21 protein-coding genes are annotated in these 24,356 nt (G+C 39.1%); 10 read left to right on the top strand and 11 right to left on the bottom strand.

The genetic code is table 11. The annotated features are described in order from the left end of the window. The 4 genes from CH364_RS17405 to CH364_RS17425 all read right to left on the bottom strand — a co-directional run. Nucleotides 1-1,577: TPM domain-containing protein (locus CH364_RS17405; protein ID WP_244280423.1), on the bottom strand; the 1,577-nt coding region annotated here is incomplete at its 3' end. Nucleotides 1,578-1,670: 93 nt separating this feature from the next. Next, nucleotides 1,671-2,480, bottom strand: coding sequence for a carboxypeptidase-like regulatory domain-containing protein (locus tag CH364_RS17410; protein ID WP_100744071.1), 810 nt, complete (start codon nucleotides 2,478-2,480; stop codon nucleotides 1,671-1,673). A 168-nt stretch (nucleotides 2,481-2,648) separates the two neighbouring features. After that, nucleotides 2,649-3,524, bottom strand: coding sequence for a hypothetical protein (locus tag CH364_RS17420; RefSeq protein ID WP_243401366.1), 876 nt, complete (start codon nucleotides 3,522-3,524; stop codon nucleotides 2,649-2,651). A gap of 18 nt (nucleotides 3,525-3,542) precedes the next feature. Continuing rightward, entirely contained in the window at nucleotides 3,543-4,364 is an 822-nt protein-coding gene (locus tag CH364_RS17425; protein WP_100744074.1) for an LA_0442/LA_0875 N-terminal domain-containing protein, read from the bottom strand. Nucleotides 4,365-4,630: 266 nt separating this feature from the next. Here CH364_RS17425 and eat point away from each other — a divergent pair, with 266 nt between their 5' ends. Further along, entirely contained in the window at nucleotides 4,631-5,926 is a 1,296-nt protein-coding gene (eat, locus tag CH364_RS17435; RefSeq protein ID WP_100744076.1) for an ethanolamine permease, read from the top strand. Here the strand turns inward: eat and CH364_RS17440 are convergent. Genes CH364_RS17440 through CH364_RS17455 form a run of 4 tightly spaced genes read right to left on the bottom strand, consistent with a single transcriptional unit; the run spans nucleotide 5,923 to nucleotide 11,518 of the window. Further along, nucleotides 5,923-7,995, bottom strand: coding sequence for an adenylate/guanylate cyclase domain-containing protein (locus CH364_RS17440; RefSeq protein ID WP_100744077.1), 2,073 nt, complete (start codon nucleotides 7,993-7,995; stop codon nucleotides 5,923-5,925). The two genes, eat and CH364_RS17440, sit on opposite strands and share 4 nt — an antisense overlap. Then, nucleotides 7,996-9,558, bottom strand: coding sequence for an FMN-binding glutamate synthase family protein (locus CH364_RS17445; RefSeq protein ID WP_100744078.1), 1,563 nt, complete (start codon nucleotides 9,556-9,558; stop codon nucleotides 7,996-7,998). Nucleotides 9,559-9,587: 29 nt separating this feature from the next. Next, nucleotides 9,588-9,986 (bottom strand): response regulator, encoded by a 399-nt coding sequence (locus CH364_RS17450; protein WP_100744079.1) that lies wholly within the window; start codon nucleotides 9,984-9,986, stop codon nucleotides 9,588-9,590. Then, nucleotides 9,983-11,518, bottom strand: a complete 1,536-nt coding sequence (locus CH364_RS17455) for a sensor histidine kinase (protein WP_100787879.1) — start codon at nucleotides 11,516-11,518, stop codon at nucleotides 9,983-9,985. The genes CH364_RS17450 and CH364_RS17455 overlap by 4 nt, the downstream gene beginning before the upstream one ends. Nucleotides 11,519-11,641: 123 nt before the next feature. Between CH364_RS17455 and CH364_RS17460 the strand changes: the two genes are divergently transcribed. Next, complete coding sequence (locus CH364_RS17460; RefSeq protein WP_100744081.1) at nucleotides 11,642-11,995, top strand: single-stranded DNA-binding protein; 354 nt, start codon at nucleotides 11,642-11,644, stop codon at nucleotides 11,993-11,995. 46 nt (nucleotides 11,996-12,041) lie between these two features. On the opposite strand, the gene CH364_RS17465 is transcribed toward CH364_RS17460, so the two are convergent. Together CH364_RS17465 and CH364_RS17470 are read right to left on the bottom strand one after the other, a co-directional pair. Continuing rightward, nucleotides 12,042-13,112: a hypothetical protein gene (locus tag CH364_RS17465; RefSeq protein ID WP_100744082.1), complete on the bottom strand. Its 1,071-nt coding sequence runs from the start codon at nucleotides 13,110-13,112 to the stop codon at nucleotides 12,042-12,044. A 53-nt stretch (nucleotides 13,113-13,165) separates the two neighbouring features. Next, the gene (locus CH364_RS17470) at nucleotides 13,166-13,672 is read right to left on the bottom strand and encodes a DUF3332 family protein (protein ID WP_100744083.1); all 507 of its coding nucleotides are present in this window, start codon (nucleotides 13,670-13,672) and stop codon (nucleotides 13,166-13,168) included. A gap of 127 nt (nucleotides 13,673-13,799) precedes the next feature. Here CH364_RS17470 and CH364_RS17475 point away from each other — a divergent pair, with 127 nt between their 5' ends. From CH364_RS17475 to CH364_RS17505, 7 genes are read left to right on the top strand one after another with little or no spacing between them, the layout of a single operon-like run. Beyond that, the gene (locus CH364_RS17475) at nucleotides 13,800-15,260 is read left to right on the top strand and encodes an MBOAT family O-acyltransferase (RefSeq protein WP_100744084.1); all 1,461 of its coding nucleotides are present in this window, start codon (nucleotides 13,800-13,802) and stop codon (nucleotides 15,258-15,260) included. A gap of 47 nt (nucleotides 15,261-15,307) precedes the next feature. Beyond that, nucleotides 15,308-15,655 (top strand): PilZ domain-containing protein, encoded by a 348-nt coding sequence (locus CH364_RS17480; RefSeq protein WP_100744085.1) that lies wholly within the window; start codon nucleotides 15,308-15,310, stop codon nucleotides 15,653-15,655. Beyond that, on the top strand, nucleotides 15,652-16,344 hold the full coding sequence (locus tag CH364_RS17485) for a Rossmann-fold NAD(P)-binding domain-containing protein (RefSeq protein WP_100744086.1): 693 nt from the start codon (nucleotides 15,652-15,654) through the stop codon (nucleotides 16,342-16,344). The genes CH364_RS17480 and CH364_RS17485 overlap by 4 nt, the downstream gene beginning before the upstream one ends. After that, nucleotides 16,341-17,078, top strand: coding sequence for a lysophospholipid acyltransferase family protein (locus tag CH364_RS17490; protein WP_100744087.1), 738 nt, complete (start codon nucleotides 16,341-16,343; stop codon nucleotides 17,076-17,078). Before CH364_RS17485 ends, CH364_RS17490 begins: the two co-directional genes overlap by 4 nt. A 24-nt stretch (nucleotides 17,079-17,102) precedes the next feature. After that, on the top strand, nucleotides 17,103-18,269 hold the full coding sequence (gene metK / locus CH364_RS17495; RefSeq protein WP_100744088.1) for a methionine adenosyltransferase: 1,167 nt from the start codon (nucleotides 17,103-17,105) through the stop codon (nucleotides 18,267-18,269). Between the two features lie 2 nt (nucleotides 18,270-18,271). After that, nucleotides 18,272-19,237, top strand: coding sequence for a transketolase family protein (locus tag CH364_RS17500; RefSeq protein WP_100744089.1), 966 nt, complete (start codon nucleotides 18,272-18,274; stop codon nucleotides 19,235-19,237). 15 nt (nucleotides 19,238-19,252) lie between these two features. Next, complete coding sequence (locus CH364_RS17505) at nucleotides 19,253-19,579, top strand: ATP-dependent Clp protease adaptor ClpS (protein WP_100744090.1); 327 nt, start codon at nucleotides 19,253-19,255, stop codon at nucleotides 19,577-19,579. A gap of 51 nt (nucleotides 19,580-19,630) precedes the next feature. On the opposite strand, the gene CH364_RS17510 is transcribed toward CH364_RS17505, so the two are convergent. Then, nucleotides 19,631-20,509: a glycogen-binding domain-containing protein gene (locus CH364_RS17510; protein WP_243401369.1), complete on the bottom strand. Its 879-nt coding sequence runs from the start codon at nucleotides 20,507-20,509 to the stop codon at nucleotides 19,631-19,633. 156 nt (nucleotides 20,510-20,665) lie between these two features. Between CH364_RS17510 and CH364_RS17515 the strand changes: the two genes are divergently transcribed. Continuing rightward, nucleotides 20,666-24,307 (top strand): hypothetical protein, encoded by a 3,642-nt coding sequence (locus CH364_RS17515; protein ID WP_100744092.1) that lies wholly within the window; start codon nucleotides 20,666-20,668, stop codon nucleotides 24,305-24,307. The last annotated feature ends 49 nt before the right edge of the window (nucleotides 24,308-24,356 follow it).

Here is a 24,356-nt window from a genome sequence, read left to right on the forward strand (position 1 = left end):
CCCCCACCGCCGCCTCCACCAGAGGAACCGCCGGAGCTACTACTCTTTTGTTTTTTGGGAATGGTTTCGTATTCGGTGGCACTATGTTTGCAATGGGCACAAGTTCGTTTCACTTCAACTTTACCAGAACTACTATAGGTTGCTTCTGAAAGGATACGACTGGATTTACAAACAAAAGTTTCAAACTTACATTCGGGACAAGATTTAATTTTTGGAAAAGAGGTTCCATTGTAAATGTATTCAGGATTGATATTGGGAAATTTTAAAATATCATTGGAATGGCAGCTGGGGCATACCCAAACATCATAATCAATTGAATTGACAATTTCTTCCGATACCTGCCCTTCCGACAAATGTTTGTTATCTGCTTCTTCTGACAGTTTCGCCATTGTCGTTTCACATTTTTTACATTTTCTGGGAATATTTCGGATGGATTGCAAACGTTCCATTAACTTACGCATTCGTAAGTCTCCCCAAAAAATAAAAAATAAAATAATGCTACCAATGATGAGAAAGATTGAAACAGGAAATAACGCATCGTCCAAAACCAAAGAAAGGAGAGTGATAGCAACGATAACGGGACTAATCACAATTCCATAAAACAAAATGAAATCGGTTTTGTGGACGATATGATACTTTGCTGTAGGGGAAGGAGTGAGCCAAACCACAACCCTTTGAAATAAATTTAAAAATACAAAAAGGGCTAGGTAACCCAATATAAAATATTTTTTATTACGAAGTGATTCTTCTTTTTCGATTCTTTCCAGTTCAGTAAATTTTTCGTTTAAAAGTCTAGATTCTTCATCGTTTAAAAAGAAATTACTCGTGGTATTGTATCGGTCAACGGTTTCTTCTAAAATTCGTTTTTCATCGTCTGTTAGTTGTGAATAGGATTTTCCTTGGTAATCATATTCATCCCTTCGTTTGGATTCATTCGGTGTATCGTTATTTGAAGGATAGGCACTTGCATCTGTAACATAGTCAGTTGTCGTTGTATTCGAAACTAAATCTTCTACCGCCAACTCAGGATGATTTAATTTACTAATGATGGCGGACACAGTGTCCGCATGTCCTTTTTGAAAGTTATTTTCTTTGAATGAAGGAATGGTGTATGTATCGATGATTCGTTTGACAGTGACATCAGGAAGGTCACCTTCCAGTCCATACCCAGTTTCAATTTCTATCCGTCGTTGGTCGATCACATGTAAAATAAGGATTCCATTGTCTTTTCCTTTTTTCCCAATTTTCCAGTGTTTTAAAAGTGCAACAGCAAAGTCTTTAGGATCATAACTTCCAATGGTTGGCAAAGTCACTACGGCAATTTCTAATCCAGAGTTTGCCTCTGCTGCATTGATCATTTGGTCAATGGATGCCGTGTCTGTTAAAACACCGGCACTGTCTTCTACCCAACTGTTTCGAATCGTTTTCGGGTTTGGGACTTTGGCGACAAGTATGTCGATGGGCTCCTCAGTTGATGGGGAACATTGAAAACAAAGAGAGACCAAAAGAAATGGAATGAGTAAAGAAAAAGTGAATTTAGGAAAGAAATTGGTTTTTGATCGAAGTGGAAATTTCACGATCTAAAGAAATTAAACGAAACTCGTAGAGTTGTCAAGTATGAGTTGAGAAGTTAGAAAAGAATTGTATGCGAAGCGATTGACTTTTTTCGCTCATGAGCCATTACAAGGAGAGTTACAAATATAAGTAATCGTTTTTGGAGATAAACTTTTTCCTGTCGCAGATTTGATACCAGGTCCAAAAATGAATGTATTGGTTCCGACCGAAAAATTAGAAGAGTTATAGATTTGGAGAATATTATTTGATACAGATGAAAAAGAACCATCAAACGAAATAGGAGGGTTTGTGATGACATTTGAGTCCAAAAAAGTTTGCATATCCGATGGAATTTCTAAATCTTCAGAGAAAGTAACTATCACCAATGTTGGCCAATTGGTAAAGATTGCTTTATCGTATGGGGTTGAATAGATCATATCCAAATATGCTGGTGTGAATCCTTTTTCATAAAATTCTACATTCAATACATCTGGGCCACTTAATGACTTATTTATGATCATGGCAGATCCAGGAAATGGAATCGAAATGGTAAATCTAAACAATTCGCTACCGGATTGATCCACACGAATTGTTGTTTCGCCCGTACTTAAAATCAAATAAAACCTTCCTCCTTCATTTAATAACATTGTATTTGTTAGACCATCTAATTGATTTGTTCGACTAATGACTGATAGGGTTGCGCCCACTGCGGCTACACCATTTGCATCAACGATCTGGCCAGTGATTTGAACGGTTTTTGGAGCCGCAAGTATGGAAGCTACTCCGAGCAGAGCTGCAGGGTTGTTCTCTTCTGTGATTTCTGGATTCACAACCAGTTGCACCGCTGGATTGAAATAACAATTCCCGAGCACCATCCATAAACCTAAAATCATCGAAAAAGTTGGTAAACTAGGTCGTGGTTTCATATGATTTCTCCGGAAAAAGAAAGGATTGTTGCGGAAACGGAAATATCTCTTAGGTTTCAGAACCCAAGAGATAAATTGTATAAAAATCCGGATTGTTTTGCAAGAAATTTATCGATAAAGTTTGGTGTTGGTATGGTTGAAATTACCAATTGCTTAACGATAAAACCCTTAATAAAAGACACAGTTAACTGAAGGCGCATAACAAAATCTAACAACACGTGGAGATAACAACTTTCCAGTGGCAGATTTGATATTGGATGTGAATGCGATAAAATGTTGAGTATTAGGTGTAAATCCTTCTGCGCCACTAAATATGAGCTGGTTCCCTGATACGCTAGGATTTAGGTAACCTACACTGGGAGCGGGTATAATCAATACTGAATTAGGCATCCAACTTACATCTTCTGAATCAACACTCGCTGGAGGTTCACTGAATTCTAAAACCAAAGGATTGGGAGATTTTCCCAAGTTAGCATTGTGTATGTTCACTTCAGTGACTCCTCCTTCTAGATAAAAGACCCTTACTAAGTCAAAAAAGTTAGGTGGTTCGTTCCCACTCACGGCACTTAGGTTAGAAATTTCAAGTCCTAAAGGTGCTCCATTTGTTCCTATGCCGATATCAATTGGACTCGTAACTATCAGGATCAGTGTAAAAAATGGATTCCCGTTTTGCAAAACTTGATAACTCGTAGAACCAGTTTGAAACGGCAAATAGAATCTCCCTCCCGAATCTGTAGTGTAAGGTGGTAAACCTAATTTACCTTGGAATGAAGGGAGAGATGGAAGCAAAACAAGTCCAGAAATTGCAACACCATTTTGATCTCGGATTTGGCCGGTGATGCGTAGGTCAGAAGTATCTGCTGCAAATCCAACTAACCCAAGTGCAGCCAGGGAACCATCCGCTTTCTTTTCCACTGGATTTAAAATTCCATTCACAACCGGGTTGAGATAACAATTCTGAAAAAGTAAAAACAATAGAAATAACAATCCAATCGACATTTTGGATCGCATCGCTCGTAATACTTGAATGTAAGTAGATTTCATTTCAGTCGACCTATTTGATTATTTTCTCTTCTTTAGAGTTTCTAAATCTTTTTCGAGTTGTTCCAACTCGTATTTTTCTTCTGCTTCTTTCAGTTCTTGTTCGGTTTTAATTTGTTCTACAGCTTCATCTTTGATGCGTTTGATTTCCGAATCAGAAACCATACGATAGCCGCTGCCATCACAAACATCTACGACAATTGTTTTTCGTGTGATCGTGATCAGAAATCCGCCTAGAAGGGTAATAGCCATATCTCCCCAAGTCGATGTTTGTTTGATGCGAACGGGACGATTGTCTTTAGGAAGTAATACATCCCAATTTGGTTCTTTGAAACGGAACGCACCAAACAACCAAAAGTATTCGGGATAGGATTGAAAAGCTTGGCATTTTGCTGAATTCGGTGCAAGTGTGATCATATTGCCATCGGCAATGGATCCGAGCACAAAGGAATCACGTAGACTATGTGTGACCACTTCACCACCTTCTTGGTTGGCTTTTCTTTCTGATTCTTGTCGCATCAAATCTTCTCTGCGTTTACGAATCTCCTCTTGTTTGGCAGCGATGGCTTTTTCTTTTTCGGATTTTCTTTTTTCTTCTTCTTCTTTACGGATGATTTCTTCTTCAGATTCCGCTACGTCTTTGTAGATAATCTTTAAAACGGTTTTTTTGGAAATCACCATATGTTTTCCGTTTTGTGTGTCTACTTCAACACTATCCACATTTTGATTGGTAATCAAACCTTTGATGGACTTCCCTTGTTTCAATAGGATGGTTTGTACAGCAGCCAGAGGGGATATGATACAAAAAATAAATACAATGAGAGATAAGTGAATGTTTCGCATAGTGAAGGTCCGTTCTAGTATTTTCCCTATATTATTAGGATTTAGAATCATTTGCAATACAGAATTTTCTCATTTAGCAGAAATACTTCGAGAAATTGGGATTGATTGGGAAATCAATGGAAAGCCACCAAACATTCCCAATTCGGAGTTTGAAAGAACTTGCCTCCGGTTAGGCTTATAAATTAGTATATTGCATTGTTTATGTGTGATTTAGGCTCCATCATGTTTCTTTTTGTAAAAGAAGGACTTGGGAGCAAGTAGGTGGGATGAAAGAAGATCAAAAAATGCACAAAGTTTTACATTCTGTCCATTTATGGGGCATTGCCGTGGGTCTTGTCATTTCTGGTGATTATTTTGGTTGGAACTTCGGATGGTCCAAAGCTAGTTTTTGGGAATTCGGTTTTGCAGTTGTAATTGTGGCAACTTTTTATGTATTATTTGCACTTTGTTTTACTGAACTTGCTGCAAGCATTCCGCAATCCGGTGGTCCATCGGCTTATGCAAAACGCGCATTAGGGGACTTGTTTGGACTAATCACTGGGTATTTGGTCCTTGTTGAATTTTTGTTGGCGCCACCTGCCATCGCATCTGCCCTCGGGGGATACATCCATTTTCTTTTTCCCATAATACCTGCGTTTGGTGCTGGTATTATTATGTTCTGTTTGTTGTTATTAATCAACTTAACCGGAATCAAACAAACAGCTAGGTTTGAACTTCTGGTGACTCTTGTCGCAGTATTCGGACTTTTGTTATATTTGGCATTTTTAACACCACACGTATCATTCGAAAAAATACCCAATTTACCAAAGGTTGATTCCATTGTTTGGAGTTCTGTTTTTCTTTCTATTCCTTTTGCGATTTGGTTTTTTTTGGCAGTGGAAGGTGTGGCTTTAGCAGCAGAGGAAGTGCGAAATCCTTCACGTGACATTCCCATTGGTTATACTGCTGGAATCTTTACATTACTTTGTTTGGCGGGACTTATTTTCGTATTTACGGCAGCGGTAGTTGATACAAAAGAAATTTCTGAATTGGATTATCCTTTGTCTTATGTATTGCAAAAGTTATATGGAAAAGATCAAGTTTGGCCTTTTGTATTTACCTTTATTGGTTTGTTTGGTTTAGTCGCCTCATTATTTGGAATCATCCTAGGCAATTCGCGATTGATTTATGCGATGGCAAAGGAAGGATATTTACCTACTTATCTATCGAACTTAAGTAAAGGTTCACATGTTCCACAAAATGCAGTTTTAAGTGGAGGGGTTCTTGGAATTTTTTGTATGTGTTTTTTAGACACAGCAGAACTCATTACCATCTCCGCATTAGGTGCTTGTGGGATGTATCTTTTAAGTTTGGTCTCTTATTTTGTTTTAAGAAAAAAAGAACCTTCAATGGCAAGGCCCTACAAGGCTCCATTTTATCCTGTGTTGCCGGGATTGGCTCTTGTTTTAGGAATTGTGGCTTGTGGATCGGTTTCTGTTTCTGAACCGTATTTGGCATTAGGAGTTGTGGTTTTTGGTTTTTTGTTGGGAGTTGGATATCTTTGGAAACAAAAAAGAAACTAAGATCCAAATTCCATCTTTGTTCTTTCTTTTGCTTCGTTACAACGTTCTAAAAATAACCTCGAGACCGAATCATCTGGGTTTTTATCTAACAACTTTGAAAATCCATTGATGGCTTCCTCAAAATCATCTCTGCGGAATGCATCTAGGGCTAAGGTGTAATCATCTTTAATCGCCATGAGTCTTGATGCTTTTTCTGGTTCATAACCATCTAAAACTTCTACTACGAATACTGATTCTGTTTTTCCTTTGATTGCCACTCGATCAAGCAATCGATAATGGTATCCAAGACCTTCGGATGCTTCGATAAAGGTATCGGCACTAATTACGATCCTAGAAGAAAAGAGTTTTGTGATTCCTTCAATTCGGGAAGCAAGGTTGACTGCATCAGAGATAACGGTTCCTTCCATTCTTTTATGTTCACCTAAGATTCCTAAGGTGAGGTTTCCGGTATGAATTCCAATTCCTACTTCGATGGGAATGTATCCACAATTGGCTCTGTGGCCGTTATAAATACGAATGGCATCCTGCATTTCTACTGCGGCTTTTACCGCATCATTAATGTCATACGGAAATAGTGCCATTACCGCATCACCTATAAATTTATCGATAAATCCGTTGTTGTGTCGAATGATAGGTCCAACTCGTTGGAGGTAACTGTTTAAAAAATCAAAGTTTTCTTTTGGCGTGAGGGTTTCTGAAAATTCGGTGAATGATCTAATATCGGCAAACAGAATAGTCATTCTTTTTTGCACTTGGTCACCTAAGTCGACATATCTGATATCTGATTTACCTAAGTGGTATAAAAATTCTGTTGGGACAAAACGGCTAAAGGAATTGCTTAGTTGTTTCTGTTCTTGCGCAAACTCTAGAGTTTTTGTCATAGTTTGCCGAACAATCCGTCCAAATGTTATCACTTGTAAAAAGACAAAGATCACAACACTTGCTGGTGCTACATACATTGTATGGATATAAGATTCTGCATGAAGGACATCGTTAGTAGCTGCCGCAAGAACCAAAAGCATTCCAAACAATAAAGGTTTGGACTCCATTCGTTTTTTTGTATAAGCTCGATACAAATAAAAAAATATGATCATTCCGTTGGCAACAAAGGCTATGGGATATATCGATGCAGTTTCTGTAAAATAAACGGGAGGTAACAAAAGACCAATTGTCAAAATTGTAGACAGCGCGTAGAAAAAAGTCCCCATTCGTTTCGAGAAGTCTTCTGGAAAAATTGTATAAAAATAATGATACAAAAGAGGTGCGGACCAATACCAAGACAGGTATTCTAGTCGTAGTAAAAACCAATAAGGAACATCCACAAATTCTATTAGAATTCGTTCTCCTGTGGAAATAGTTCGTAGTAATACAGCCAGAGAAAATAAAAAGATTCCGATGGTGTGTTTCCCATCACGATTGTAAAAATACATCACTAAAAAGAAAATTCCAACAAAGGCAAGAACCGATGACAACATGGTTTCGTTGATCTTTCGTTTGGTGAGTCGACTTTCTGCTTTTTTGTAAGTGGAAATGACGATATCATTCCAAATCCCACCCTTTCGGTGTACGTAATTTGCAATATAGAGATCGATCGTGATTTCGGAACTTTCTGGTAATACGACAACTGTGGATTTTACTTGTGGGATGTATTCGTTTGGATTAGGTCCTGGTTTTCCCGATCCACCTAAATACTTACCATTGGCATAAATGGCGTACGAAGTGTCCTGTTCCGGGACAGTCAGTGCCATTGTTTCTTGTAAGTTGTTTGGAAGTTTTAATTTGATCCTGAAACTAGCATGTCCAAATCCGCCAAGGGATCCATAATTCATTACATATCCGTTCCAATGTTTGGGAAGTTTGAGATACAAATCGGAATCAGTTTCCTGAATTTGTGAAGGAGTTGTATTCCAAAAAAATTTCCATTCCCCGTTTAAAACAACAAAAGGTTCGTTTACAAAAGAATGACGACTAAGGTCTAAATACCCTTTCTCTGCTTCAGCTTTTACATTCCTCTCCTCTGATAGGCAACTGAGTTGTAATAAGATAAGAATAAAAAAGAGTTTTTTCATTTAGGCTTGTCGTTTCGGAAATACCGTATAATCCTGAAGTTTTGTAAATTTCACTTCATCACGTTTGTATCCGAGTAGTCCCTCTAAGGTTTGGTATCGATTCATTCCCATACTGATTTCTATGTCTTGGCCTGTAAACTGTCCAGGATGTTCGTATCCACAAGAGTGGGCTAAACTTAAGAGTTCTTTTCGAAAACCTTGGATGTATTTGGCAGCTCGTTTCCCTTTGATCTCTGGGTCCACTCCCCGTTGTAACCACCAGTTTTGAGTGGCGACACCTGCGGGACAATGGTCTGTATGGCATTTTTGCGCTTGGATACAACCAATGGATAACATGGCTTCTCTGGCCACATTGATGAGATCACAACCCATGGCAATCGCAACCACAGCTCTGTCCGGAAATCCAAGTTTTCCTGATCCAATCCATACAATTTGTTCGGACAAACCCTCTTTCTGGAAGAGAGTGTACACTCTTTGGAATCCAATTTTAAAAGGTAAAGAAACGTGATCGGCATAGGTAAGGGGAGCCGCTCCTGTTCCACCTTCGCCACCATCGATAGTAATGAAGTCTGGGCCTTGCGAAGTTTGTTTCATTTCATGGGCAAGTTCTTCCCAAAATTCGATTTCCCCAACAGCACTTTTGATTCCAACAGGAAGTCCTGTTCCGGAAGCAATTTTTTCTATAAAATGGATGAGCTCTTTGACATTTGTAAATTCATTATGCGAGTTAGGTGAGATACAATCCTTACCTTCTTCAACATGGCGGATCGCCGCTATTTCTGCGTTTACTTTTTTAGCAGGAAGAATTCCGCCTTTTCCTGGTTTGGCGCCTTGTGATAATTTGATTTCGATCATCTTAATACAAGGATTTTTACCTACTTTTTCCTTTAAGACATCTAAACTAAATTTTCCGGAATGGTCTCTTGCTCCAAAGTATCCTGTCCCAATTTGCCAAACCATATCTGCCCCTTCCATATGGTACTGACTGAGACCCCCTTCGCCTGTGTTCTGATAGGCGCCAGAATCTCTTGCTCCTCGATTGAGCGCCATCACAGCATTTTTACCAAGAGAACCAAAAGACATAGCTGAAATATTAACAATCGAATATGGTCTGTAAGGAAATTTTCGTTTGGGTCCAATGATTTTTAAACATGGAATACAACTAGGATCTTGGTTGTGGATGTATGCCTTTGCTTCTGGATAAGGAAAGGCCTTGTGTTTGATAATGGGATATCCAGGTTCGTATTGGATTTCTGTGGTTCCAAATCCAAAGTTATTGTTTTGTCCTTTGGCTGTGGCATAAATCCAACTTCTTTCTGTACGATCGAAAGGGCGTTCTTCTTTATCGTGTGCCACCCAATACTGTCGAAGTTCCGGCCCAATCATTTCTAAAAAATAACGCAGACGACCTACAATCGGAAAGTTTCTCTGAATTGTGTGCGTTTTTTGAGTGATGTCTCGGAGGAAGACAAGCACAAGAAATAGGAACAATCCAATCAAAGTGGAGGATAAGGGATGGGTTTCAATCCAAGTTAGTATCTGATCCATAAGGGGTGCGTCCATTTCTATATCAAAAGCAAAAAGATGACAAGCTAAGATTGGAGGTGGGCCAAAGATTCCAAAAGTTTTTCTTTCGTAAATGGTTTGAAGATATACCCAGAGATAATGGGAATTTTGGCAGCACGTTCTGTATCAGCTTCATCAACAGAAGAACTGACGAGGAAGATAGTGATGGATTTGGGAAGTTTTGGCATTATTTTTCCAAAGGCATCTAAAAACTGCCAACCATCCATAAATGGCATATTGATATCCAGAAAGATGATGTCTGGAAGTTTGTCTTTGTTTTGAAATTCCGAATGAAAAAATTCGAGTGCATTCTCTGCGTCAGAAAATAATAAAACCTCTCCTTTGATTCCCGCATTGGATATGATCTTTTTTGTTGTGAACTGATAAATAGTATCATCATCTATGACGCAGATTTTGGGAGTCATTCAACATCACTCCCTTCAGGAAAGTACAATAGAAAGGTGGCTCCTGCTCCTGGTTTGGAACGTACCTCAATCCTTCCTCCGACCGATTCCATTTTGTATTTGATTAAAAACAATCCGAGTCCTTTCCCACTGATATGACGATGAAAAGTCTTTCTAAGCTGAAAAATTTGGTTCCCATAACGCTCTAAATCGATCCCCAACCCATTGTCAGAAAAAGAAATGGTGGTTTGGGAACCAATTTGAAAGGATTCGACAGAAATTCGTAGCTTTCGGTTTGGATCAGCGTAGCGGAGGGAATTACTAAGGAGGTGTAAAAAGATTGTCTCTAAAAAATCTTTTGAAAAATATACGGTGTTCGCACCAGAAAAATTTGCCTGAATTTCTGCTTGTTTGCTTTTGATTTCCCCGTCCATCAATTGGATTACTTTGGAAAATGATTCGTTTATGTTTACCGTTTCTGGTTGGTATTGATTTGTTTTTTGAATTTTTAACGAGGAGATAAGTTCTGAAAAAACAGTTTCAATAGATTCTGTTACGTTTTCCAAATGGGATTCAATTTCTTTAATCTCTTTTAATTGGTTTGTTTCTTTCATCAAATCAAGTAAGCTTCTCAAGTTACTTACGGGTGCAAGTAAGTGATGTGAGATGATTTGGTTGTAAGCTTGTAGTTGTTTATTTTGAGTTAAAAATGAATTGGTTGTGGCACGTAACCTATCATTATTTTCTTTAAGCAGAGTTTCGTTTTTTTTCCTTTCATTGATATCGATGATTTGTGCAAGATAATGGATGGGATGCCCTGAATCATCACGAAGTACAGTTACAGTGAGGTAAGCCCAAACTTTTTTCCCTGATTTATGAATGTATTGTTTTTCGATGGAATAGTTATCAATAATTCCTTTTTGGACTTCGTCTCTAAACTTTAAATTTGTTTCAATTTCATCATCTGAACTGATTTCAGTAAAATGTTTTCCAATCACTTCGTAACTTTTGTAACCTAAAAATTGAGCAAAGGCTTCATTGGTTTCATCAATATAACCATGTCCACCTGTGAGGACTAACCCAATGGGAGAGTCATGGAAAAGCGTTTTGAACCTTCTTTCTGCGAGTGCTAAGTTTGCTTCGGTATCAATTTTTTCTGAAATGTCTCTGGAGGAAGTATGTAAATATTTTTTCCCAGTTAGTGGATGAACCGTTAAACGATTGTCAGATTGCAGCCAAATATAATGTCCATCTTTATGCAAAAAACGAAACGTAGTATGGATATTTTCTTCTCCACGGAGCAGTGGTTGGTGAAATCTTTCTTGGATGAGCCTTTTTTCATCCGGGTGAAAATAATCGTATGGATTTTTTCCGACAAGTTCTTCGGATTTGTATCCAATGATTTTTTCAGATGTGGGACTGACATAAATATAAGTTCCGTCCGGCTCATGCAAACACACCAACTCTCGGCTAATCGCTGTTAGTAGGTGAAGTATTTCGGAATCGGGAAGTCCCACAGACAAATTCTTCTCTGCTTCCTTCCAATTGTCTATCCGAAATGTAGCAAGTCCCTGAGATTTTATAAATTTTGTTTAGTTCGTTTTTTTTACAACCAATCCAAACAAAAACGAACCTTCCTTATCGATGGCCATCAAAATTGATTAAAGGATACTCAAATGAAAAATCTATCGTACATCATACTGGACGGAAATCTCACCGCTGATCCAGAGGAAAAAACAATAGCAGGAGGTAAGTCATTGGCCAATTTTACAGTGGCTGTCAATCATACTTCCAACCACCAAGAAGGTAAAGATAAGGAAGAAGTTTCTTTCTTCGAAGTGGAAGCTTGGGAAAAACTAGGGGAAAACTGTGTTGAATACCTAAAAAAAGGAAGTAAGGTCACAGTGATGGGAAATCTGAAACAAAACCGTTGGAAAACTTCGGATGGAGAAAACAAATCAAAATTTCGGGTCATTGCTTCGACTGTCCGCTTTGACAGTATGCGAAAAAAAGAGGAGAAGGTGGCTTAAGGAATATATAACGGGTGATAGGAAACGCTTCACCCGTTATTTTTTGTTAGGGGGTTGGGATGGTTCTTTTTTTGTGTTTTGAATGAGTGGGTGAATCAAAGATAGAGTGTGAATCGTTATCTGATTTAGAATTTTCATTAGAATCATCTGTTTGTTTTTTTTCTTCATTTCGATCATCTAGTGACGATTGTTTTCCGTTTTTGTTTATGGAAACAATTCGGAAATATCTTGGCGAAGATACTAAGTTCCATTCTCTGAAATAAAATTTTGTAAAACCATGTTTGGGACCAAAAACTCCATTGGTGGAATCAATTTTGGATTTTATATTTGTTTTAAACTCTGCTTGTTCTACAGGCGTTAGGTTTGGAAATTGTGCTACTTCTCCTTCTACGTAACGGTTTCTTAAAATATCTAATTCCCTGCGATTTCGCAATGTTACGTCTTCAAAAAATTTTTGTTTGGCACCGTTACAATTTCCAAAATAGGATTCACAGTTCGGTTCTAAGTGAGGATTGACAAAGGTAAGTTCTAGGTAGATGCTGATGTATTCGCCTGGATTCGGCACTTTTCCATCGATTATTTCCAAAACTTGAGGAACTGTGTCTCGGTCCGTGTATTGTCTTTCGATAGCTTCTCTTGAGATTTTTGTTTCGGGAGTTGTACTGTTTACTTTAACCGGTTTTTTCGATTCTCCCACAATGACTTTATTTCGCATTACTTCTGTTTTTGTTTCTAAAATTTCGTATGCTTGAAAGTTAACTGGCTGTTTGGCGATCACTTCACCCTTTTGGTTTAAAGCAATGATATGATGTTCTAAAATTGTACCGGCAATGATTTCTTCAATGATACTAATCCCAGCATCTTCAAAAAACAAATCCAATTGAATAAAAGGAATTTTGTTTTCAGAATATTCTACACTAACTCCAGGCTCTTGGGTCAAAGGCTTTTTTCCATCTTTGGATTCTGAATGGACTGCTTCTGATTTAGTAATCATCTTAATTCGGTTCAGATTGATTTGTTCCGAATGGGTGGGAAAAGTTGGGGTAATGACCTGTTGCGGAGTTTCGCATCCCATTGTTAGGAGTAAAAGAAAGGATAAGAAAAACAGTCGGTTCATATACTAATAGTATCGGACAAAGATTGCCCCTAAAATTAGGGGCAATGCGGAAGTTAGATGAGTTTTACGCCAGCTGGAGGTAGGATTGGTCCACTGGTTTGTAGGATTTCTACATACTTTCCATTGATCAAACGGAATGCTTTTTCTGGTTTTTCTTTTAGGAAATAGACAGCCTCAGTTCCTTTTTGTGTAGGAGCTTCCATTTTCAAGACTTTACCCCATTCAGTGTAAGTAAGAGTAATGGTTTGTCCATCTTGGGAGTATTCTTTTACAAGTTTTCCATCAAAGTCGTACTCTGCCATAGCAATTGGGTTTTTATCAGTCCAGAACTCAATTAAATTGAAAACAACGATGTCTAAAAAACTTCCAATTCCGTATGCGAAATAAAGTGGGAAGATCATTAAAAGGGAACGAAAGAAACCAGCAACTTTTCCACTTCCAATTTGAATGTTTCCATTAAAAGAATAAACTGCCTTTACTGCTCCAAATTTTCCAAAACAATTCGACAATAAACCGAAGGACAAAAGTCCAACGAGGGCTGCTTTTAATATTTTTTTCATTTTTACCTCTTCGTTTTAGTTTAAAAACTAGAGCTATATCATAGGCGATTCTTCAAGCCTCTGCAAGCCGAAATGATTGACAGACATATTTTTTCAAAGAGCTTGGTCTGAATAGAAGGCACCCCCATTGATCTTTTCCGATTTTGAATATTTTGTCTTCTTTCTCTTCGTTTTTTTTACGGTTTGGTACGTATTCCCCACAATTTTTTCGAATCAATCTAGAGAAACCAGGATCTTGCATGTATTCCTACTGATTAGTAGTTATTTCTTTTACATGTCTTGGGACTATCGTTTTGGTGCTCTCATTTTACTTTCCACTGCCATAGATTATTATGTTGGCTTAAGGCTCGCATCCGAATCTCGAGAAAAAGTAAGATACTACCTTTTACTTTTTAGTTTGATCACAAACTTAGTTTTTATTTTAGGATTTTTTAAATATTACAATTTCGTAGTGACTTCGATCAACTCAGTCACCAATCCTATGTTTGGTGCTGAGGTTTTACCTGTTTTAAAAATAATTTTACCCGCAGGAATTTCCTTTTTTACCTTTCAATCTTTGTCCTATACCATTGATGTTTATAGAAAAGAAATTCCTGCGGAAAAAGATTTCATTCGGTTTGCATTGTTCGTGAGTTTTTTCCCACAACTGGTAGCAGGACCCATTGTGACGGCAAGAACCTTTATGCCACAATTGTATTCACCAAAAAAATTGGAGGACATTGAGTTCCGGGTGGCCATCCGTTTTTTTATGTTGGGTTATTTTAAAAAAGCCGTCCTTTCCGATATGGTCGCCCCAACCATTGATGTCATTTATGCAGATCCGGCCGGACATCACGCCTATGCATTGTTAATTGCTGCAGCTCTTGGTGGAATTCAAGTGTATTTAGATTTTAGTGGGTATTCTGATATGGCCATCGGAAGCGCCATGTTACTCGGTTATAAACTTCCTACGAACTTTAATTTACCTTTCCTTGCTACTTCTGTATCTGGATTTTGGCGTCGATGGCATATGACCTTAAATTCCTGGTTACGAGATTATATTTATATTCCCATGGGAGGAAGTCGAGTAACTTCCGTAAGACGAAAATTCAATCTTTGGTTTACAATGTTTGTAAGCGGGGTTTGGCACGGAGCCCAATGGACATTTGTATTTTGGGGTTCTCTCAACGGTGTTTTTTATGTTTTGGAAGAAGTATGGAAGGAATGGTTTCCGGACAAAAAGAACGATTTGGAAACCAAACATTGGTACAATGTTCCTGTTTGGCTCTTTCAGAATATTCTCAATAGCTCCATATTTTTTTTGGGTGCTGTTTTCTTTCGTTCTCTTACCTGGGAAAATGCTTGGATTCACATCCGAGGGATTTTTACATTCCAAGCGGGACAGATTCGACCTTATATGTGGAAGGACTTCCTTTGGATCATCATCTTTTTGTATTTAGGCCATCTCATTGGGTATTTTATCTTCGAAAAGGGAAAAGGCAAAAAAATCCCTGCCAGTTTAGAGTTTGCCCTGTATCCGGTTCTTTTCCTTGTCTTAAATTTAGCTACACCAGAAAATTCCGTTCCGTTCATTTACTTTCAGTTCTAATTTGCTTTTTTCGTTTCCAATAATAGGAATCCTTGTAGCTTGTTGCTATGGAAAGTGAGCGAAGGCTTCCAAGAATATCCCCAGGAGACTTTTCTGAGTTTGAGGTCCAATTGGATTTAGAAGGAATCACACTTTTCGGAAAGTTAGGGAATATTTCAGAAGAAGGTCTTTGTTTTTTGGGTGAGGATGACTTACTCAGTGATGAAATTGAGTCCCAGGTTTTGGGTAGTATTGTTTGGGCAAAAGGCACCAAACGTATGTTTTTTGAAGGAACGGTCATGTGGACCCAAACTTCAAAAATCAAAAATGTAGTTTATTATATCGCAGGAATCCAGTTTTTAGAAAGACTCAATCTTACGGATTCTATGCTTGCGCGTAGTTTGGAGATCAAATGAAAATTTTACTTCTTGGTGGTACCGGCCTTATCGGTAAACAAGTGTTACTCTCTCTTGTTTTTTATCCTCAAATCAAAAAGGTAATTGTTTGGGCAAGGAACTCTCAATCAGCTTCCAATCCGAATGTTCCTATTGAGGTAACCAAAGTTAGCTGGGAAGATTTCCATTCAGGGAAAATTTCGATTCCGGATGGATTGGATGCTGTGTTTTGTTGTCTTGGAACTACCATTGGCAAAGCAGGAAGTCAGGAAAAATTCAAAGAAATTGATTACGAATATCCACTCCTTGCAGCCAAACAAGCCAAAGAAAAAAACGTTCCCGGATTTTATATCATCACTGCTATGGGATCGGATGCCAGTTCTACTATTTTTTATAACCGAGTCAAAGGCGAAATTGAAACTGAACTTCGTAAGTTACAATTTCCTTTTTTGGGAATATTTAGGCCTTCCCTTCTCATTGGAGAAAGAGAGGAAGTTCGGATTGGAGAAAAAGTAGGGGAGTTTCTTGGAAACATCATTCCTTTTGGACTTCTGGGCTTAAAAAAATTCAAACCCATCCCTGGCGAATATGTTGCCAAATCCATGATACATTCTTTGTTACACGATAAACCTGAGAAGGGTGCACCTCCTCAAGTAAAAGTATATGAAAACGATGTCCTTTGGGAGATCGGTAAGGACCATTCTTTTTGATTCCAGACAACAAACAAAAACCGTATTCCAAAACCAAATACATCATCCTCAGTTGGGTGGTTCACTTCATTGTCAGAGTTTGGTATTTATTCATTCGAAACCAAAAGTTCATCATTCCTGAAGAAAGTGCTAAGGTGATTGAAAAAGGTTCTGGGTACATCATTGCCGTTTTTCACGAAACCACACTTTCTTTATACCGGCATGCGACCCAATATTTAAAACGAAAGAAAAAAGCCGATATGGTCGCTCTTGTTTCACAATCCAAAGATGGAGAGATCATCCACCAAACCTTTGCTCGGTCAGGACTTCGTTCGGTTCGGGGTTCATCCACACGTGGGGGAACAGGTGCCTTTCGTAATATCTTAAAAGAAATGAAACAAGGTGCAGTTCCTATTTTTACTGTCGATGGTCCGAAAGGCCCAAGGCGAGAAGTGAAACCTGGAGTCATTGTGACGGCTTCTCTCACGGGATTTCCCATCCTATATTTGCACTCTTGTTATGACCGGGCTTATACTTTCAAAAGTTGGGATAGGCATTTTTTCCCAAAATTTGGTGCGAGATTATTTATCCAATATGGGGAACCGTTTTTTGTTCCCAAGGGTCTTTCGGAGAGCCAAATGGATGAATATGCCAAAAAATTGGAAATAGCTATGGGAAAAAATGCGGAAATCTTGGAATCTTATGTGCGTGGACTCTTCCCGTACAATTCTATTGACGTACCGCCTAAACTCTAAATTTTAACCAAGTAAGGTAAAAAAATGTCATCTCTCAAAAACTATATCTTCACTTCCGAGTCCGTATCTGAAGGACACCCAGACAAAGTCTGCGACCAAATTTCTGATGCCATTCTCGATGCGTATTTAGCCCAAGACCCAAAATCCCGTGTTGCTTGTGAAACTCTTGTGACTACCAATCTCGTAGTCATTGCTGGTGAGATTACCAGTAAAGGAAAAGTGGACACACAAGAAGTGGCTCGTGATGTGATCCGTAAAATCGGTTATAACGATATCAATATGTATTTTGATGCAGACTTTGCTGTTGTTGCTTCCCACGTTCACGCACAGTCTCCCGATATTGCCCAAGGGGTAAACGAAGGAGAGGGGCTTCATACAGAACAAGGTGCTGGTGACCAAGGTCTTATGTTTGGTTTTGCCATTGCAGAAACTCCAGAGCTTATGCCTGCTCCGCTTTATTACTCACACAAACTTTTGGAACATTTGTCGGACCTTCGTCACACTGGAAAAATTGACTGGTTACGTCCTGATGCAAAATCACAAGTCACCATCCAATACGAAGATGGAAAACCAAAACGTGTTGATACAGTTGTAATCTCAACACAACACAAACCAGGTGTGACTCATAAACAAATCGAAGAAGCAGTCATTGAAGAATGTATCAAAAAAATGATACCAAAAGAACTTTTGACTAACACTCGTTATTTTATTAATCCTACTGGTAAATTTGAAATTGGTGGGCCACATGGTGATACAGGTCTTACTGGACGTAAGATCATTGTAGATACTTACGGTGGAATGGGTCGCCATGGTGGTGGAGCTTTCTCTGGAAAAGATCCATCGAAAGTAGACCGCTCAGCAGCATATATCGGCCGTTATATTGCGAAAAACGTTGTGGCTGCTGGCCTTGCTCATAAATGTGAAGTGCAACTTGCTTATGCAATTGGTGTTGCTGAACCAGTATCTGTTCTAGTTGATACATTCGGAACAGGAACCATTTCTGATGAAGAAATTGCAAAACGAGTTTTAGCAAATTTCAAACTCACACCAAAAGGAATCGTAGATGGTTTGGATCTTCTTGGAAAAGGAAGAAAATACCAAGAAACTGCGGCTTATGGTCACTTTGGTAGAACAGGTAATACATTTACTTGGGAAAAAACTGATAAAGCAGAAGCTTTAAAAAAAGGATAAGTATGGGAGCACCTAGCCAATCCACAGCAGACAAAAAAGCAACAAGAGATGCCTACGGCGAAGCCTTAGTTGAGTTAGGTGCATCTAGACAAGATATTGTGGTTTTAGATGCGGATCTTTCAGGTTCCACTAAAACTGCAGATTTCAAAAAAAAGTATCCTGAACGTTTTTTTAACGTAGGTGTCGCTGAACAAAACTTAGTTGGCCATGCAGCTGGTCTTGCTCTTTCCGGGTTTGTACCTTTTGCCTCCAGTTTTGCCATGTTTTTATCTGGTAGAGCTTGGGAAGTCGTAAGAAACAGCGTCGTTTATCCAAAGTTAAATGTTAAACTGGTTGCTTCTCATGGTGGTATTACCGTGGGGGAAGACGGTGCTTCTCACCAATGTATTGAAGATTTCGCAATCATGCGTGTCATTCCTGAAATGACAGTCATTTGTCCTTCTGATTTTAACGAAACCAAACAAGTCATCCATGCCATTGCCGATTACAAGGGCCCTGTGTATGTTAGGGTTGGCCGTCCGGCAATCCCTGTCATCGAAAGAGAAAACTACAAATTCCAAATAGGAAAAGCTGAAGTGATCTCCGAAGGAAAAGATGTTTGTATCATTGCCAACGGTGTGATGGTGAACGAAGCTATGATCGCAGTGGGACTACTCAAAGAAAAAGGAATTCATGCAAGCCTTCTGAATATGGCAACCATCAAACCTTTGGACAAAGAAGCCATCATCGCCAAAGCAAAAGAATGTGGTGCCATCGTTACTTGTGAAGAACACAATGTGGTGGGTGGACTTGGTTCTGCTGTTTCGGAACTTCTTTCTGAAGAGTATCCTGTTCCTGTCATCAAAGTGGGAATGAAAGATAGTTTTGGAAAGTCAGGAACATGGAGTGGTTTACTCGACTACTTCGGTCTCCGTGCAAAAGATGTAGTTTCCCACGCAGAAATCGCTATTTCCAAAAAGAAAAAATAAGGTTATGGTTGGGTTATGACCGGTTCTGGAGCATCCCAACCTACCATTTTAGAAGAAACCGAAAGAAAGCCCCGTCTTAGTGATGGGCCTTGGAAGGTTGTGCTTTGGGATGATGACTTTCACACATACGAGTATGTGATTGAAATGTTAATGGAAGTTTGTCAAATGCCTTGGGAAAAAGCTTTCCAACATGCTGTGGAAGTGGACACAAGAAAAAAAACCATCGTCTTTTTTGGTGAGTTGGAACATGCAGAATTCGTCCACGAAAGAATCTTAAACTATGGCCCTGATCCTAGGATGGGAACATCGAAAGGTTCCATGACTGCAACTTTAGAACAGTAAGTAACAATAAGTTAAAAATCAAACCAACTCTGATTTGTTAAACCAAACAATTTACATCTTACGTTCTAAGGCGTAGTTTCGTTCTGGAACTAACAATGAAGAAACAGATTCATTAGTGTCCACTTTGATATTCGTAGCCGGATTGTAAGTATCCAACATATACTCGCCATCGACAATGAATTGGTAGTGGTATTCACCTGGTAATAATTTTTTTTCAAGAGTAAAAACACCCTTTCGATCTTTCTTTAAAAAATCGTGTTCCGGGTTCCAATCATTAAAATTTCCAACCACTCGCACCACTTCGGCATCTGGTAAATAAATTTGAAACTTTACGGTTCGTAAATCGCGTTCTTCGTTTGCAGAATCTTCCAAAACCATTGTTTTAGTTTGGCGGTCCGTATCTTTTCCTTCTAAAACAAAACGGGAATAGTAAGAACCAGATCCATCTTCCAACTTATCAAAATTTTCTGGGTCGTATGTGAGAAGACCATTCACTCGGAACTTGTATTCGTAAATATGATCTTCTTCGTAGGTCTCTGTGATTTGTGTAGGTTCAATCACAGTATAATAAATTCCATATTGGTTGCGCTTCATATCGGAACATTCCCAATTATTAAAACTTCCGCAGATTTCTACAGCTTCATCTCGGAGTCCATTGTAAGTAAAAAGTATTCCTCTATGTATGAGTTTTCCTGAAGAAACATAAGATTCTACATCGAGATAACGAATGTAACGTGGAGCGATATTTTTTTTGAGACTTTCCAGTTGCCAAAGGTAATACACCGTATTTTGGTCTTCCGTTTCATCTGACATCTCAAGTTCCCCTGCGGAAAAACTTCCAATCCAATCCATTCCCTCCTCGGCAAAGATTCCGATTCCGGTAAAAAAGAGTAAAATGATGGCGATACGGATGGATTTGAATTTCATCATAGTCGTTTGGTCGTAAACTGTCCTTCTACATAATTTTCGGCAGAATTGAAAAAAGAGAGTGAAAGGTTTTTTTCCAAAGGAACCATCTGACATAATAAAAAAAATATTCTGTCATTTTCAGAAGGGGCCGATAATTCATTAGGAATAGACCTTCAAATGGCTGAGCCGATAGACAAATTGAGTCCGGAAGAAATCAAACAAATCGAGACGATGTTTTCGGCTCTCAATAAAAATCCGCTCTCATCGGAAGAATTGAATCCGATGGCGAAGGTTTTACGTGAGAAACTGGGATACACAAATCCCATTGCGCCTTCCGAGCCAGAACCGGAAGGAGAAGAAGATTCCGACTCTGCCTTCGATGATTTTGAGAATGAAGGGGCAGGTGATTCAGAAGCAAGCGACCCTTTTTCTGGTCTCGATGAGGACGATGATTTTGGTCCTCCCAAATTACCCAACCGCGAAGCTGAAGAAGACGATGGCATTGATCTAGATGAACTTTTGGGTGAAGACGGCCCAAAACCCACTCCCACTCAAGACCCTACTGACGATTTTGATTTTGATACACCGGCTCCCGCTCCAGACGATGCGGATCCATTCGCTTCAGATTCTGGTGCATCGGACGAAGCTGATCCTTTTTCTGATATGGGTTCCACGCCCACGGAATCCGAAAGTCCTGAAGATGATCCTTTTGCTAATTTAGATGCGATTGATGAAGCTCCCATCGAAGAAAAACCGGCTCCCGATTTTGGGGATGACCCTTTTGCCAATTTAGGCGGAGAGGAAACACCACAGGCGACCGACGAAGACCTGTTTGCTGGTTTTGATACGGGATCGGAAGAAACCACTCCTGCGGGAGATGATTTTGATTTTGGTGGTGGAGCAGATGCTCCCACTGCCGGTGATGATCCTTTTGCGGATATGGGTTCCACACCCGCTGCAACCGAAAGTTTTGGTGACGACCCTTTTGCAAATTTAGGTGGAGATAACACTCCTTCTTCTGATACAGATTCCACCAATGATCCGTTTGGTGATATGTCATCTCCAAGTTCTGGCGGTGATACTTTTGGAGACGATCCATTTGCGGACATGGGTTCTACACCTGCCACTACAGAAAGTTTCGGAGATGACCCGTTTGGTAGTATGGGCAGTCCTTCCACTCCTTCTCGTGATAATGAACCTGCGGATATAGGTGGTGGATTTGATGATCCATTTGGGGACTTGGGTGTGGGAATGGAACCACCAAGTCTGGATGATGACTTAGGAGCTCCTTCCTTTGACGATTTGGCACCATCCATTGATGATATGCCAGTTTCTACGATGGATGATTTTGGTTCCGATGGACCTGGAGGATTTGAGGAAGACCTCATGTCTCTTGGTAAAGAAGAGGAACCAGAAGAATCACTCGAAGCCAACTTAACAGATGAAGAGTTGGCAGTGATTCAATCCGAATTACTTCGTTACCCACCAAAACTAAGACGAACCATCATTGATACGATTGTGAACCAAAGGATTCCGGTTCGTAATCAAAAAGAAATCATTGAACTCATTAAGGCACAACAAAAACCAGAAGACATTGCTAGTTACCTAAGTGGCCTTCTGGGTGAACGAGTTGAACTCAGCGATTCTACTGGAAAGTTTGCAGCCGACGGTGTTCCCATCATTGCCAGCCGCGATGCTTATACCAAAGAAGGTGCTGCCCGCAAACGAGAGTTAGTTCGTAGAACCATTTTGTCTTCCGCAGCGGCAGTATTTCTTGTATTTGGAATTGTGACACTTTGGAAGTATGTGATTGTTCCATACCGTGCCAAAGCACAGTATGCCCTCGGACTTGAAAAAATCGAAGAGTTTAGTTATGAAACGGATGCATTAGAGAAGAAAAAACTCCTCGCAGATGCAGAAAATTATTTTATCAAAGGGGAAGAGATTTTTCCTCATAACTTAGAATTTTTAAATAAATACTGTATTGCTTATACCAAAGCCGGTCAGTATGAAAGAGCTTTTGAAAAATGTTTTGGTAAAGTCGAACCTGATTTTGGTTATGAACCAGAAGACAAAGAACACAAAAGAGCCTGGGAAAATAGAAAAGAAGTTCCAAACATTAGTTTTGCGAAAAAAACAGAATGGAATGATGCAGGTGTTGAGACGGCCGGTAGAAGACCATTATCGGAACTCGCATTTTATCTCACTTCGCAAGATAAAGTTCCAAGAAAGGTATTGAAAGCAGGCGCATACATTGCTTCTCGACTGAAATACAACATTCACGACATAGATACTTACATTGCACTTGGAACCTTTCACTCCTTTCATAGAAAGGATTTTATAGAAGTCCCTCCAGGAAGTAATCGTAAAAAATATAAAAACGACCATCTTGCCATTGAATATTTCAAACGAGTGTTTACTGATGGTGGCGATCCCGATAACGTAGATGCCATTGCGGGAATCGCAAAGATTTTTTATAACAAACAAGAGTTTGGAACGGCTGTTAAATACTATAACGATATCATTGAAAAGTATCCGAAAAATGCCATTGGGCACGGTGGGATATTATCAACCTACATCGAAATGTGGAAACGTGATAAAAATCCGCAGTACGTTCTCAATCACCATAGACAGGTTCGGAATGCTCTGAACATTGAAGATGAACTTTCTCTCTTTGTACTCGCAAAACTTGCATCCTTCTATATTGATTTGGATTCTGAAGAAGTTCGAATCAAATATAACATCAACCCTGAAGACCAAGTCACTGGGATGGAAATTGATGATAACGTGGAATACCTTCTCAACATTGCTTATGGAAAAGAAGGTGGATCCAAATTTGCGGAAGGATATTACCAAAGAGCCAGATTCTATTTCAAAAAAGAGGAAGCGGCACGGGCTCTCAAACAATTGGAATTGGCATCCACTTATGACATTCGCCACTACTTAGCAGTATTGCTAATGGCTGAGTATTATATCCAAACGGAAAATTATGATGAAGCCGTCAAACTTCTCAGAGAAGCCGATGATCGTTATCAAAATTATCGAGAAAGGCTTGGAGAAAGAGATGAGGATGAAACCTTACTCGAAGGAAGCCCTGGAAGGATTTCGTTTAACTTAGGTAAAATCCAATTTTTAGAAGCTGCTGGAATCAATGTAACAGACAATATACGGGAATTTCCTGGTAAAAAAATCTATCCAGAACGTAGCATTGGCACTCTATCTTACGAAGAAAAAGAAAGAAGAAACGGACTTTTTATGGCTCGTGAATCTTTCCTTGCAGCACTTGATCGTGATATTTCCAAAGATCCAAAGATTGTGAGAGAATGTTATTATTATTTGGGTTGGATAGATTACAACCATGGAGACTTTGCACAAAGTTTAGATTTTTGGGCAGAACTCCCTGAAGAAGATATTTATAATAATGCCACCTTACTTTTTGGAAAAGGAAATGCATTTTACTATACAAGACAGTACAATGCAGCTCTTGGCAACTATCTGAAGTTAAAGGATGATTTTGAACTCAAAGAACAAAGTTTGGGTCGAATCGATACAGAAAACTCAGACCACAGAGAAGTATATGAAACTCTCACTGCTCTTTATAATAATATTGGGGCTGTGTATGAGAAAAAACAAGATACCATCAATGCCCTCAAATACTATTGGAAGGCGATGGAAACGGCTCGTAAAATTGGATCTGTGAGTGAAATTGCAAACTCTAATAAAGATTTGGTTTTTGCTCGTGCAAAACTTGACCGCGAACCACTCCTCGAGGATTGGTTGGCACCAACTCTTGACCGATTGGATCAAATTAAAAAGTAAGTTGTTGTGAACTAAAAAAGGTAAGAACAACGGGACAGATCCATTCTAT

Origin of the sequence: Leptospira harrisiae, from assembly GCF_002811945.1 — a bacterium.
Classification (GTDB): Bacteria; Spirochaetota; Leptospiria; order Leptospirales; family Leptospiraceae; genus Leptospira_A; species Leptospira_A harrisiae.

Excerpts from the sequence above, each read along its gene's own strand:
- CH364_RS17420 (WP_243401366.1), bottom strand. The coding sequence starts at position 3,524 with ATGAAATCTACTTACATTCAAGTATTACGAGCGATGCGATCCAAAATG.
- CH364_RS17450 (WP_100744079.1), bottom strand. The coding sequence starts at position 9,986 with ATGACTCCCAAAATCTGCGTCATAGATGATGATACTATTTATCAGTTC.
- metK (WP_100744088.1), top strand. The coding sequence starts at position 17,103 with ATGTCATCTCTCAAAAACTATATCTTCACTTCCGAGTCCGTATCTGAA.
- CH364_RS17480 (WP_100744085.1), top strand. The coding sequence starts at position 15,308 with ATGGAAAGTGAGCGAAGGCTTCCAAGAATATCCCCAGGAGACTTTTCT.
- CH364_RS17425 (WP_100744074.1), bottom strand. The coding sequence starts at position 4,364 with ATGCGAAACATTCACTTATCTCTCATTGTATTTATTTTTTGTATCATA.
- CH364_RS17445 (WP_100744078.1), bottom strand. The coding sequence starts at position 9,558 with ATGGACGCACCCCTTATGGATCAGATACTAACTTGGATTGAAACCCAT.
- CH364_RS17485 (WP_100744086.1), top strand. The coding sequence starts at position 15,652 with ATGAAAATTTTACTTCTTGGTGGTACCGGCCTTATCGGTAAACAAGTG.
- CH364_RS17465 (WP_100744082.1), bottom strand. The coding sequence starts at position 13,112 with ATGAACCGACTGTTTTTCTTATCCTTTCTTTTACTCCTAACAATGGGA.
- CH364_RS17410 (WP_100744071.1), bottom strand. The coding sequence starts at position 2,480 with ATGAAACCACGACCTAGTTTACCAACTTTTTCGATGATTTTAGGTTTA.
- CH364_RS17515 (WP_100744092.1), top strand. The coding sequence starts at position 20,666 with ATGGCTGAGCCGATAGACAAATTGAGTCCGGAAGAAATCAAACAAATC.
- CH364_RS17440 (WP_100744077.1), bottom strand. The coding sequence starts at position 7,995 with ATGAAAAAACTCTTTTTTATTCTTATCTTATTACAACTCAGTTGCCTA.
- CH364_RS17460 (WP_100744081.1), top strand. The coding sequence starts at position 11,642 with ATGAAAAATCTATCGTACATCATACTGGACGGAAATCTCACCGCTGAT.
- eat (WP_100744076.1), top strand. The coding sequence starts at position 4,631 with ATGAAAGAAGATCAAAAAATGCACAAAGTTTTACATTCTGTCCATTTA.
- CH364_RS17505 (WP_100744090.1), top strand. The coding sequence starts at position 19,253 with ATGACCGGTTCTGGAGCATCCCAACCTACCATTTTAGAAGAAACCGAA.
- CH364_RS17510 (WP_243401369.1), bottom strand. The coding sequence starts at position 20,509 with ATGATGAAATTCAAATCCATCCGTATCGCCATCATTTTACTCTTTTTT.
- CH364_RS17470 (WP_100744083.1), bottom strand. The coding sequence starts at position 13,672 with ATGAAAAAAATATTAAAAGCAGCCCTCGTTGGACTTTTGTCCTTCGGT.
- CH364_RS17500 (WP_100744089.1), top strand. The coding sequence starts at position 18,272 with ATGGGAGCACCTAGCCAATCCACAGCAGACAAAAAAGCAACAAGAGAT.